Here is a 12657-nt window from a genome sequence, read left to right as displayed (position 1 = left end):
TTCGCAGAAATGTACCTCGAAGCCCTTGCCATTTTTTGACGTGAGCCGGAGATATCCAGTTGTCCCCATCGCAATTCGGCTCACGTGGTGATTCAAATTCCGCGGACATCACGAAGAAAATTGCAATTTGAGCCTTTAGCAGATCAAAAAATCGTAAGGCTCGGCCTTCGCATATTGCAAGCCGGGCGGCGCCTCCGAATATCATCATATGCAGAGTGGCGACGTCCCGAGCCACATCTGGCGAAGCGGGGCCTGGCGCAGGACGCCACTATCAAGACTGCTGACGGGCGTTGACGAAAGTCCCGCCAGTCGCAACTCCAATCCAAGGACGAAAGCCATGACATTGTCACGAGTATCGGCCACTGCCGCTGCCGTGATGGCGGCAGGTATGCTGATTACAAGCGGCGCGTTCGCAGCCGATCCAGGAACACCCGCCTCGGTAATCGCGATGAACCAAAAACCGAAGGGCGAATCCGTTTCGATTACCTACGCCTTTGCCCCCGCGGACGGCACTTTGGCGATTTTTGCGGTCGATCCGCAGGGACACGCGTCCGCGAAGCCCCTCGGTTCAGCTGCGCTCACGCGCGGAGATCATCGAGACGTGAAAATCAAACTCAACGAAGAGTTGAAGCCGGGAACGAGGCTTTGGGCGGTCGAGCGAGGCAAGGACGGCAAACCGTTCCGGAATGTCGACGGTCCGGCAGGACAGGCTTTCAAGATCCTGTAGCAGCGAAGTCTTGTGGCAGCGGGGGGCACGCCCGGCGCCTTCGTTCCCGCGCCGGTGACTTTGCGACTCTGCCCCCGGAAGCCGGCCGTAGGCCCCCCCGCCTTTCGGCGGAAGACGATTTTGGCCTGGAGCAGTAAATGGCGTCTCTGGGACTGTCACAAACCCGCTTTGTGACAGTTTACGGTTGCCGTTCCATCCGCATGGGGGGCGGCCGTGATCGCTTAGTATTGAATTAATGTCCCGCGTGCCCTATTTCGGGCCCCCAGCGCAGCTTTACGCGCTTGCTGGAGCCGGCGAGACCGGCCTTTCAACATCGGAGCGTTCGTTGGACAAGGTACTTATCATCGGGGCAGGCGCTGCAGGCTCGGTCGTCGCGAAGAAATGCGCGATGAACCGCGATGTTTTCAAAAAGATCCATCTTGCTTCGCGCCGCATCGAAAGCTGCAAGAAGGTCCAGGCCGAATGCAAAACGCCGATCGAGATTTCGCAACTCGATGCAGACAACGTCGCCGATACGGTCGCGCTGTTGAACAAGGTCAAGCCCGACCTCGTCATCAACATGGCGCTTCCCTACCAGGATCTTGCGATCATGGACGCGTGCCTCGAGGCCGGCGTCAACTACATGGACACCGCAAACTACGAACCGCGCGACGAGGCCAAGTTCACCTACAAATACCAATGGCCGTATAACGACAAATTCAAAGCCAAGGGGCTCATGGCCGTCCTCGGCTGCGGTTTCGATCCGGGCGTCACGAACATCTTCTGTGCCTACGCGCAGGAGAACCTGTACGACGAGATCCACACGATCGACATCATCGATTGCAACGCGGGCAGCCACGGCAAGGCATTCGCCACGAACTTCAATCCGGAGATCAACCTTCGGGAAGTGACGCAGCGCGGCAAGTATTGGAAAGACGGCGAATGGATCGAGATCGATCCGCTGTCGATCTCGACGATGATCGATTATCCGGAAGTCGGGCCCGTCAAATCCTACCTCATCTATCATGAGGAGGAAGAAAGCCTCGTCGAGAACATCAAGGGTCTGAAAGAGATCCGCTTCTGGATGACGTTCTCGGACAATTACATCAAGCACCTCGAAGTGCTGCAGAACGTCGGCATGACGCGCATCGACCCCGTCATGCACAAGGGCGCGCCCATCATTCCGATGGAGTTCCTGAAATCCGTCCTTCCGGAGCCTTCCTCGCTTGCCGAGAATTACACCGGCAAAACGTCCATCGGCGTCGTCCTCAAGGGCGAGAAGAAGGGCAAGAAGAAGCGGTACATGATCTGGAACGTATGCGATCACGCCGAGACCAACAAAGAGGTCGGCGCGCAGGCGGTTTCCTACACGACCGGCGTCCCCGCGGTCACCGGCGCGCTGATGATGTTCAAGGGCATCTGGAAGGGCAAAGGCGTTTTCAACGTCGAGCAGCTGCCGCCCGAGCCGTTCCTCGAAGAGCTCGCCGAGCAGGGCTTGCCCTGGCAGGTGAAGGAAATCGAGAAATCCGATCAGAAGAAGCTTTTCGCGGTCGAGACCTGATGAGCGAAGCCGATATCCTTTCGATCCGCAACGAGCTGACGGGCCTCGTCGTCTCCGTGGTTTCGGTAAGCTTCGGAATGATATCGGCCTACATTGCCGGGCTTTGGCTCTTCCTCCGGGAAGCGCCAATCTCGCTCCGCGTGCTTGCATTCGCCTTGCTGTCGTGCGGCCTGGCTTTCATGGGCGCACTGACGATTGGCCTGAACGAGCTTCTGATCGGGACCGACCACGCATGGTCGAAGCTGGCGAGCCGCGCCAGCGAGATTTCCGGCTTCGGCAACGAGCGGCCGGATTGGCTTCACGGGTTCACCCTGTATGAGGCATCCGCGCTCCTTGGAAGTCTGGCATTCGGGGCCATTTATATCTCGCTCGCCTATCTGACCTTCATTTACAGATGGCCGGGCTCGACTGCGGGACCCGTGCGCGTCTCGCAGTGACAGCTTTCGTTAACTCCACCGGTGGCCCGAATTGTCCGATCTCTCCAAGTTGAAATTGCCGTCATTCGACTGGGCTCAGTCGATTGCGACGCCCGCGTACGTTCTCGACGTCGCGGCGCTAAAGCGCAATCTCGCGCGCGCAGCTGAGATCAAGCGCGAAACGGGATGCAAAATTCTCCTCGCGACGAAAGCGTTCGCCCTTCCGGCGGCCTTTCCGCTGATGCGCGACGTTCTCGACGGCACGACCGCGAGCGGCGAATACGAGGCGCGCCTCGGCCGTGACGAGTTCGGCAAGGAAGTGCACGTCTACTCCCCCGCCTATGCTACCGGCGAAGTCGAGCGGCTGACGAAACTCGCGCAGCACATCTATTTCAATTCGCCCCAGCAGATTGCGAAGAACTTGTCGGTTGTCAGGTCGCATCCGGGCGTCAAGGTCGGCATCCGGATCAATCCCGGCTATTCCAACGCAACGCTCGGCGGCGCGCTTTACGATCCGTGCGCGCCGAACTCACGTTTCGGCGCAACGCCCGATACGCTCGACCGCGTGCCTTGGGACGAAGTCGACATTCTGCACACGCACGCCCTCTGCGAGTCCGGCGATGAAGGATCCGTCGGGCTCATCGAGCATGTCGGACGCGTGTTCGGAGATTACGTGCGCCGCGTGAAGACCGTCAATTTCGGCGGCGGTCATTTCATCAATAAGCCGGGCTACGATATCGGAAAGTTGATCGCCGCCATCAACGCGTTCAAAACCGCGTTCAACGTCGACGTCGTCCTGGAGCCAGGCGCCGGTCTGGTCGTCAATACGGGCTATCTGGTCGGGAGCGTTCTCGATATTCACCACAACGGCCGCGACATCGCCATTCTCGATGCCTCGGCCTCGACGCACATGCCCGACGTTCTCGAGGTGCCCTACACTCCGGAAGTGATAGGGGCCGCTCCGCCTGGCGAAAAGCCGCATTCCTACATCCTTGGCGGGAAGACCTGCATGACCGGCGACATCATCGGTGAATATTCCTTCGATCGGCCGCTGAAGACCGGAGATCGCGTGATTTTTACGGATATGATGCAATATTCGTTCGTCAAGAATAACACCTTCAATGGCGTGCCTTTGCCCGATCTTGCCGTTCTTGACGAAGATGGCACTACGCGGACGCTTCGGTCATTTGGCTACGATGATTTCCGCCATCGCCTGGGGTAGAAACGAAGAGGTGGCCGCGATTGCGATGCGATTGAGCGCGCTGATCGAGAGCCGCCGAAGATAACCTTCACGGCGGGTATTATGAAATCAGAGAACCCCAAGCCAGTCCTTCTTGCCGACTATCGCCCGCCGGAATTTCTGATCGACAGCGTCCACCTCGATATCGTGCTCGCGCCGTCAAAGACGCGCGTTACGTCGAAGCTCACCGTTCGGAGGAATCCGAATTCGGAGGCCACCGGCAAGGTTCCGTTGAAGCTTGACGGCGAGCTTCTGAAGCTCGAAAGCATCGCCGTCGACGGGCGCGCGCTCAAGCCGTCGTCCTATCGTGTCGACGACACAAGCCTGACGATCCTGGCTCCGCCCAAAGAGCCGTTCACGCTCGAAATCGTGACGCTGGTCAATCCCAAGGGCAACACCGCGCTTCAGGGAATTTATCTCTCGCGTGGCGTCTACTGCTCGCAGTGCGAGGCGCAAGGCTTCCGGCGTATCACGTATTTTCTCGACCGGCCGGACGTGCTGGCGGAATACACGGTGCGTCTCGAGGCCGATGTCGAAACGGCACCGATACTTCTGGCGAACGGCAATCCGGTCGAGCGCGGCACGCTGTCGGGCGGCGAGCGCCACTATGCGATCTGGCACGATCCCCACCCGAAGCCCTCCTATCTCTTCGCTATCGTCGGCGGCAGTCTTTCGCCCGTCGCGTCGACCTTCACGACGCAGTCGGGACGCGAGGTCGATCTTCGCATTTATGTCGAGCGGGGCAAGGAATCGCGGGCTCACTGGGCCATGGAATCCCTGAAGCGCGCCATGCGTTGGGACGAGGTCAAGTTCGGGCGTGAATACGATCTCGACGTCTTCAACATCGTCGCCGTTTCGGATTTCAACATGGGGGCCATGGAGAACAAGGGCCTCAACATCTTCAACGATCGCCTGATCCTCGCGTCGCCACAGACCGCGACAGACTCCAATTATGAATCGATCGAAAGCGTCGTCGCGCACGAATACTTCCACAACTGGACGGGAAACCGCATCACGTGCCGCGACTGGTTCCAGCTGTGCCTGAAAGAAGGCCTCACCGTTTACCGCGACCAGGAATTCTCAGCCGATCTGCGCAGCGCGACCGTGCAGCGTATCTCCGACGTCCGACAGCTCAAGGCCCTGCAATTTCCGGAGGACCAGGGGCCTCTCGCGCATCCGGTACGGCCAGAAACCTATGTCGAGATCAATAACTTCTATACGCCCACGGTTTACGAGAAGGGCGCCGAAGTCGTCCGGATGATCCACACGATCGTCGGGCCTGAGAAATTCCGCGCGGGCATGGATCTCTATTTCGACCGTCACGACGGACAGGCGGTGACGATCGAAGACTTCATCGCCTGCTTCGCAGATGTGAGCGGCGCGGACTTCACTCAGTTCCATCGCTGGTATTCGCAAGCCGGGACGCCGGAGCTCGTTTGCGATCTCTCGTACGACCGGCGCAAGAAGTCCGCCGAGCTGACCGTCCATCAGGTGCTGAAGCCTTCGCCAGGCAGGGCGAAGAAACAGCCGTACTTCATTCCGATCAGCATGGCTTTGCTCGGCGAAAACGGCCAAGAGATGGATCTCGAGGTCGAGGGCGGCATCAAGATCCGTGACGGCGTGATGGCCGTATCCGAGCGGACGACGAGCTTCAAATTCAAAGACGTTAGCTCGCGGCCCGTTCCCTCCCTCCTGCGCGGGTTCTCGGCGCCCGTCACCGTCACGATGTCGATATCGGATCAGGATCTCGCTTTCTTGATGCATCATGACAGCGACCTGTTCAATCGCTGGCAGTCGAGCAATGCCTACGCGACACGCAGCATTATCGGACTTCTCGGCGCGAAGCGGCGGAACGCCGTGGTCGCAGCAAAGTCCTCGAAGCTCGCAGACGCGCTGCGTTATGCGTTGCGCGATAGCGAACTCGACGATTCCTATAAGGCCGAGTTGCTGAAGCTGCCGTCGGTCGCGGACGTCGCCCGCGAGAAGGCGAGCCGCGTCGATCACGCCGGGATCTTCGACGCGCATCGCTTGTTCAGCCGGACCGTCGGCGAAATGCTGACGGACGATCTCGAGTCCCTCTACGCGAACGCATCTCGGAACAAGAAATTTTCACCCGACGCGAAGAATGCCGGCCGGCGGGCCTTGCGCAACGCGGCGCTGACGCTGTTGACGGCGCGGGGGTCCAGCGAAGACTTCGCCCGGGTCGAAGCCCATTATCGCAAAGCCTCGAACATGACGGACGCGTGTCACGCGCTGTTCCTGATCGCGGGTGTCGACGCGCCGGGCCGCCTCGAGATCCTAGAGGATTTCTTCGAGCGCTGGAAAGACGATCATCTCGTCATCGACATGTGGTTTGCGGCGCAGGCGCAATCGCCGCGGCCGACCGTGCTCGACGAGGTCAAGGTGCTCTGCCGGCATCCTCTCTTCAAGATCACGACTCCGAACAAGGTGCGCGCGCTCATCGGTACGTATGCGTTGGGCAATCCGCTTCAATYCAATCGCGCGGACGGCGCGGGCTATGACTTCCTCGCAGACAAGGTGCTTGAGATCGATCAGCTCAATCCGCAAGTCGCGGCGCGCATGCTCGGTGCCTTCCGCAGCTACCGAGCGCTCGAGCCCGGGCGCAAAGCACTGGCGCGGGCCGCGTTGAAGCGTGTTGCCGCCGCTCCGATCTCGCGCGATTGCCACGAGATCGTCTCGCGGATGCTAGAGGACTGATTGAGCATTTCTGCCACAGCGAACTGCCGTTATGCTCGCGCTGCCGTCATCGAAACAAAATTGATTCCTTCGCGATTTTTTCTCCCTCGACGGTGAGTCGCAAATCGGCGAATGTCGAATCACGCCCACGGACATGATCGTCCACCGCCTTACATGGTCGGGCACTTAGACAAAACTCAGCAAGGGAATTCGAGATGGCTCGGACTTGGTCCGTCCCTCAACGGGAAAGCTATGCCGGCTTCGGCGGCTCGCGGCGACTGTCAGCCAACGCGATCGCCAACGGAACCGGCTTCTCGCAACGCGGTCCCCTTTTGCTCGTCGCCGCCCTCCTTACGCTCGCCGGAGCGGTCGTGCCGCAGCTCGATGCGGATTCCCTCTCCACTCTCCTATTCGTGGTTGGCGCGGGCCTTGCGGCGATGGTGGTCATGCTTCCGGCACGGGGCGCTCGAAAGCCGGCGCCGAGCTGCGCGCGAGAGGCACAGATGCCCTCGCAGCCCTCCGCCTTCGATGCACGCTCACAATCGCGTTTTCCGGAACTCTTTGGAGCAGGCGCTACCGACTCCGCTCTTGACCGAGCCGCCTGGGCGAAACTCACCGCGCATATGAGCCACGAGCTTCGGACGCCGCTCAATGCCGTTCTCGGCTTTTCCGAAATCATGACGAAAGAGGTCTTCGGACCGCTCGGGTCCGGCTACGACGCCTACGCCCGCGATATTCATGCGAGTGGCCGTATCCTGCTCAAAAGCGCCGAGGATGCACTGGCCATCACGGCATTGCTGACGGCTCCCGAATGCAAGGGCCGCCAGACGAGCCGGCTGACGTCGGTCATCGATGAAGCGTGTGCCTTCGCGGCGCCGGATCTGGCTGCACGATCTATCTCAATCGTCCGGAACGCCGACGCCGGCTTCGATGTGCTTGGCGACCATCAGGCTGTGCGGCAGCTGCTGATCAACCTCCTCAGCGAGGCTGTTCGCAATGGCGCGGCGAATACGACGCTTCGGATCGAAACGAAATCGCTGGCCGGTGCGATAGACCTGTCCATCGCTATTCAGGCCGACCGGCGCGGCGCTACGGCCGACGATGGTTTCGGGATGATTTTAGCGCGGACGCTCTGTGAGCTTTCGGGGGCCGAACTCGCCACCTCGGCGGGTGATGGCGAGCGCAAGTGGACGGTACGGCTTCTGCCTGCCGCGCAGCATGATCTTTTCTTGGCAGCGTGATCGTTGCCGCGTGAGGTCAGCGGGTATTCCGCCAGACCTAATTCGTCTTGGCCGGCTCCTCATCCTTGACTTGCTCGCCTCGCGCCTTCAGCACGTTCGGGCGGCGCTTCTCCCGCCACAACTGCAAAATTTTTCGCTCCTCGGGGCTCAGACTTGCAGCTGTCTCCGCCATGGCGTTGTTGATGGCCGTTTTATAGAGGTTCTCCTCCTCTCGCAGTTTCGCCAGCGCTTCGGTGAACTTCGCTTTGTCGAATGGCTCGGCGGTCAATAGCGCGTTGGCGTCGGTCCAGGATTTTCTCACGGTTGCGCGCAAGTCCTTCATCCCTTCCCGCGCACCTGTGATCTCGTTCCGGACTACAATCTGACGGCTTTCCGGAAGCTCCCTCACAAAGCCCAACATGCCGGGCTCGAAAGGTTTGGAGCTTTCCTCGCGATGATGCCATGCCGCGGCGGCGAACAGGCCGACGAACAACAGATTCAGCGCCAGCGACGCGATGAAGGCCGGATAAAGAAATCGTGGCCGAGCGGGCGGGATGTGATTGACTTCAGCCGTCACAACAAATCCTCATCGAGAAGAACGTCGGCCTCGTCGGATTGGGCCATCCTCGTGCTGCTCACGTTTCCACTGCCGCCGCCGAGAAGCACCTCTGCGCTCGCGCTCAAAATATTCAGCTGACCTGCAAACACGCCGAGCACCAACGAGGCCGCAAGCGCGGTTGCCGCAAAGCCATGACGGCGCGATCCCGGCCACGCCGTCCGGCGGTTCGCGGGTTCGGTGATGACGGCGGCCCCTCCGGCGACGATCCGAGGCTGGCGTTCGGCTGCGGAGGCTATCCGCCGGCTCAAGGTGTCGAGGCGGCTCTGATCATACTGGGGCGCCTTATCGAGCAGACGATCGAACGCCTCGGCATCCTTCAGCATGTTCTGCGCATCGGCACTGCCGGCAATCAAACCTGACAAAGCGAGACGCAATGGCGCCGGCCATCGCGTACGGTCTGCACCATACGTGTCGAGCGCAGCCTCCAGCTTGTCGAGCCCCATGGGGCCTAGACCATTACGTGACATCGTCCTGCCGTCTCCCGCATTTAGAAATCGCCATCACTACGCAGCGACTCCCAATCCGATCTCAGTTCCGCCTTCAGCTGGCGCCGCGCCCGGCTCAGGAGCGACTCGACCGCTTCATCGGATACTCCCATAACCTGACCGATCTCGATCTGACTCAATCCCTCGAAATGAAAGAGGGTTAGCGCCAACCGCTGCCGGTCCGGCAATTTCTGCATCGCCATTTCAACACGGCGCTGCGTATCCTGGCTCTCGAGTCCCACCAGCTGTCGCGCGGGTTCCGGGACCTCGGGCAATTCATCAACAACCTTTACCCGGCTCTGACCGCGTACGCGGTCGAGGCACAGGTTCGAAACCACACGCCGCAGCCAGGGCCTGATCCCGGCCGGCCCGATCTCCAGCGTCCCGCTCGAGCGCCAAAGCCGCAAGAACGCCTCCTGCGCCACGTCTTCCGCCTCCGCGTCGTCCCGCAACATGCGGCGCGCCACGGCGACAATGCTGCCGAGGTGGCGTCCCATGAGCAGCCGGAACGCGTCGCCGTCGCCGCTGCCGACTGCGGCAACGATCACAGCCTCGTCGGCCCGGCTCTCGGCCGCCGCCCGCGGGGCAGCTTGGCTGCCATCGGTCCTCGTCGCCGCCACTAATCCTCTCGACATGCTTGTTAGCCTGCCTCGCGCTTAACGCCCCGGATGAGTACCGCCCGAAGGCTGGGATCCGTGTCGGTTATCGCAAGAACGTCGTAACCTGCCACAATCCGTCGCCGGAGTGCAAAGGCACTAGGCGACCAGGCGGTTAAAAGCCGAAAAAATTTCGCCGAGGGTGTGTTTCAGCCTTGTTTCCAGGTCCTCGAACGAGGCGGCGCCCCCCGAGCGGACCAACAAAGCCTTAAGCCCTTCAGGTGCCTGGGCGGGGTCAAACCGTCCTTCGAGCGTTAGGCGCAGCATCTGCGTAAGGTCGTGCAGGAGCTGGCCACCTTCGGAGAGGCGCAGGTAATCCGCCTCGCTGATGAGGCCCTCTACGGCCGCAGCGGCGAGCGCGACGAGTGTCGTCTGGTTAAGAACTGCCGGGTGATCCGCTGCGTGAACGAGCTGGAGGTGCTGGGTTATGAACTCAAGATCGACAAGCCCGCCCCTCACCTGCTTCAGATCCCACGTATCGGTCGTGGCTTTCTCCGCTTCGATGCGCTGGCGCATGTCGCGGATGTCGGCCGTGATCTTCGCCGGGTCGCGGCGTGCCGTCAGAACCTTGTGGATCTCTCCTTCGACGCGGGCGCCCAGCTCGCGGGAGCCCGCGATGACACGTGCGCGCGTCAGGGCCATGTGCTCCCACGTCCACGCTTCGGTCGTCTGATAGTTCGTAAAGCTCGATAAGCGCGTCGCGACCGGGCCTTTCTGCCCTGACGGTCGAAGGCGCATGTCGACCTCATAAAGGGCCCCCTCCGCCGTCCGAGCCGAAATGGCGTTGATCAGACGCTGCGTCAGCCGCGTGTAATAGTGCGGCGGGGCGAGAGGTTTGGCGCCATCCGATTGCTCGGCCTCGGCGTCGAAGTCATAGATGAGAATCAGATCGACGTCGGACGCCGCGGTCATTTCGCGGCCGCCGAGCTTGCCCATCGCCACCACGACGGCGCCTCCGCGCGGCACGCGGCCGTGATCCTCCTCCATCTCGCGGGTGACTTCCTCAAAGAGCGCCGCGATCAGCCGTTCCGCGAGCGTCGCGTAAGCGGCGCCTGCCTCCGTCGCCGAAATGCTGCCCGTCAATATTCTGACGCCGACAAGGAATGATTGCTCGCTGCCTATCCGTCTTGCGGTGTCGAGAATTTCCTGCATCGGGTCGCCGACGGCCGTGGCGCGTGCCGCGCGAAACGCCTTCATCACCAGTTCGTCGATGGCCGCGCCGATGAGATCGCCGCCGTGGACTTGCGGGTCCAGCACGGCATCCAGCAGCCGCCGGCGGCGCGAGAGGATGCGTGCCAAGCGCGGCGCAGATCCCATGATGTCGGCCAGCAGCCGGATCAGGCGGGGCTGCGCCTTGAGCAGCGAAAAGAGCTGCACGCCCGAGGGAAGCTCGGCGATGAAGCGATCGAAGCTCGCGATCGCGGCATCCGGATCGACAGTGTCGGCGAGTGCCTCGATCAGCAGCGGCTGCACTTCGGTCAATCGCTCGCGGGCGCGCGGCGACCTGACTGACGGTGCGCGGCCATGATGCCAGCCCCTGACGATCGCCAGCACCTGCGCCGGTTGCGAATAGCCGAAGCGCTTCAATTCCTCGAGCGTGCGCGGATCGTCCTTTGCGCCAGCGAAGACCAGGTTCGTCCCCTTCGGCGCCAGCTGCGGCGCTTCTTCGAACAGTCCGTCGTAGTGCTTTTCGACCGTTTCCAACGTGGCTATGAGATCGCGCGAAAGCTCCGGCGTGCCGGCGTAGCCTGAGAACCGCGCGAATGCGTCGAGCGCCGCGGGGTTGGACGGCACATCGTGCGTCTGCTCGTCGGCTATCATTTGCACGCGGTGCTCGAGGCGGCGCAGATAGCGGTACGCCTGATCGAGGTCGGCGCGCACATCGGCCTTTACCCAGCCGCGCCGTTCGAGCGCCGCCAAAGCATCGAGCGTCGCGCGGACGCGGAGATCGGACTGCCGTCCTCCGGCGATCAACTGCTGCGTTTGCGCGAAGAATTCGATCTCGCGAATGCCGCCGTGTCCGAGTTTGAGATTTTGTCCGGCGACGGATATCGGGCCGATGTCCTTGTGGGCGTGGATCTGCCGCTTCATCGCGTGGATGTCCGCGATCGCCGCGAAATCGAGATACTTTCGCCAGATGAAGGGAGCGAGTTCGGTGAGAAAGGTTTCCCCTGCTTCGAGATCGCCCGCCACCGGCCGCGCCTTGATCATCGCGGAGCGTTCCCAATTCTGCCCGACGGTCTCGTAGTAGCCGTGCGCGGCGGCGGTCGAGAGTGCGATCTGGGTGGCTCCCGCATCGGGCCGCAAGCGGAGGTCCGTCCGAAAGACGTAGCCGTCGGGCGTGCGCTCATCGAGCAGCAGCACGAGGTCGCGCGTGAGCCGCACGAAGAACGACTGCAGGTCACCGTCGCCGACGAGGCGGGACTTGTCGCGATCGAAGAAAACCGTCAGATCGATGTCGCTTGAATAATTGAGCTCGAAAGCGCCGTGCTTGCCCATGGCGAGCACGAAATAGCCGGACTGTTGCTCCGGTTCGTCGATATCGAGCGGCTTCCACTGCCCGCGCGCTGATGCGATCCGAAACAGGAAGCGGACTGCAGTCGCGACGGCGGCGTCGGCGCATTCGGAAAGCGTGCGCGTCACGGTCATGACCGGCCAGACGCCGGCGAGATCGGCGAGCGCGGTCAGAAGCGCAACCTCCGACTTGTAGATGCGGAGCACGCGCTTGGCCGCGATCAGATCCGGTGCCTCGCGCATTGCGGCGGTCAGTTCATCGGTTGCCTTAGCGAAGCGCGTTTCGGGAGGCTCGCCGAGGATACGCGCCAATCGCGCGAGGTCGCGGTTGGCAAGGGCTGCGAGATAGGGCGAACCGTCGAAAACGCCTTTGAGCAGGTTTTCGACCTTTGGATCGCTCAGCAGCCCTGCCAGCGGCGGACAGGAACTTTCGGCTTCGCCCTTCAGGGCATTGAAGCGTTGGACACCGATACCGGTGGGCAGCGCGTGCGGCCATTCGGCGATTTGCGTAGCGAGGCTCGAGGAGACGGTCTGATCCATGAC

10 protein-coding genes are annotated in these 12657 nt (G+C 61.6%); 6 read left to right on the top strand and 4 right to left on the bottom strand.

Annotated features, from left to right (window positions below; genetic code table 11):
- Positions 1-337 precede the first annotated feature (337 nt).
- The 6 genes from AC1DK3_RS07975 (at position 338) to AC1DK3_RS07950 (ending at position 7861) form a co-directional block, all read left to right on the top strand.
- Positions 338-727 (top strand): DUF7282 domain-containing protein, encoded by a 390-nt coding sequence (locus AC1DK3_RS07975; protein ID WP_477191703.1) that lies wholly within the window; start codon positions 338-340, stop codon positions 725-727.
- Between the two features lie 325 nt (positions 728-1052).
- Entirely contained in the window at positions 1053-2267 is a 1215-nt protein-coding gene (locus tag AC1DK3_RS07970) for a saccharopine dehydrogenase family protein (protein ID WP_477191702.1), read from the top strand.
- A complete protein-coding gene (locus AC1DK3_RS07965; RefSeq protein ID WP_477191701.1) occupies positions 2267-2704 on the top strand; it encodes a hypothetical protein in 438 nt (145 codons plus the stop codon). Before AC1DK3_RS07970 ends, AC1DK3_RS07965 begins: the two co-directional genes overlap by 1 nt.
- A 31-nt stretch (positions 2705-2735) precedes the next feature.
- Positions 2736-3905 (top strand): carboxynorspermidine decarboxylase, encoded by a 1170-nt coding sequence (gene nspC / locus AC1DK3_RS07960; protein WP_477191700.1) that lies wholly within the window; start codon positions 2736-2738, stop codon positions 3903-3905.
- An 81-nt stretch (positions 3906-3986) separates the two neighbouring features.
- Positions 3987-6641, top strand: coding sequence for an aminopeptidase N (pepN, locus tag AC1DK3_RS07955; RefSeq protein ID WP_477191699.1), 2655 nt, complete (start codon positions 3987-3989; stop codon positions 6639-6641).
- A gap of 194 nt (positions 6642-6835) precedes the next feature.
- A complete protein-coding gene (locus AC1DK3_RS07950) occupies positions 6836-7861 on the top strand; it encodes a sensor histidine kinase (RefSeq protein ID WP_477191698.1) in 1026 nt (341 codons plus the stop codon).
- A gap of 37 nt (positions 7862-7898) precedes the next feature.
- Here AC1DK3_RS07950 and AC1DK3_RS07945 read toward each other — a convergent pair whose 3' ends face one another.
- From AC1DK3_RS07945 to AC1DK3_RS07930, 4 genes are all read right to left on the bottom strand, one after another.
- Positions 7899-8417 carry a periplasmic heavy metal sensor gene (locus AC1DK3_RS07945; RefSeq protein ID WP_477191697.1) on the bottom strand — a complete coding sequence of 173 codons (519 nt, stop codon included), beginning with the start codon at positions 8415-8417 and terminating at the stop codon, positions 7899-7901.
- Positions 8414-8926: a hypothetical protein gene (locus AC1DK3_RS07940; protein WP_477191696.1), complete on the bottom strand. Its 513-nt coding sequence runs from the start codon at positions 8924-8926 to the stop codon at positions 8414-8416. Before AC1DK3_RS07940 ends, AC1DK3_RS07945 begins: the two co-directional genes overlap by 4 nt.
- 20 nt (positions 8927-8946) lie before the next feature.
- The gene (locus AC1DK3_RS07935; protein ID WP_477191695.1) at positions 8947-9564 is read right to left on the bottom strand and encodes a sigma-70 family RNA polymerase sigma factor; all 618 of its coding nucleotides are present in this window, start codon (positions 9562-9564) and stop codon (positions 8947-8949) included.
- 135 nt (positions 9565-9699) lie between these two features.
- On the bottom strand, positions 9700-12654 hold the full coding sequence (locus AC1DK3_RS07930) for a bifunctional [glutamine synthetase] adenylyltransferase/[glutamine synthetase]-adenylyl-L-tyrosine phosphorylase (protein ID WP_477191694.1): 2955 nt from the start codon (positions 12652-12654) through the stop codon (positions 9700-9702).
- Positions 12655-12657: the final 3 nt, after the last annotated feature.

The sequence above is a fragment of the Hyphomicrobium sp. 01T421 genome, from assembly GCF_056398805.1.
Note: the sequence above shows the minus strand (reverse complement) of the source record. Positions and strands in the feature narration are given on the sequence as shown.

Coding starts and splice junctions, on each gene's coding strand:
- AC1DK3_RS07965 (WP_477191701.1), top strand. CDS start 2,267: ATGAGCGAAGCCGATATCCTTTCGATCCGCAACGAGCTGACGGGCCTC.
- AC1DK3_RS07940 (WP_477191696.1), bottom strand. CDS start 8,926: ATGTCACGTAATGGTCTAGGCCCCATGGGGCTCGACAAGCTGGAGGCT.
- AC1DK3_RS07975 (WP_477191703.1), top strand. CDS start 338: ATGACATTGTCACGAGTATCGGCCACTGCCGCTGCCGTGATGGCGGCA.
- AC1DK3_RS07930 (WP_477191694.1), bottom strand. CDS start 12,654: ATGGATCAGACCGTCTCCTCGAGCCTCGCTACGCAAATCGCCGAATGG.
- AC1DK3_RS07950 (WP_477191698.1), top strand. CDS start 6,836: ATGGCTCGGACTTGGTCCGTCCCTCAACGGGAAAGCTATGCCGGCTTC.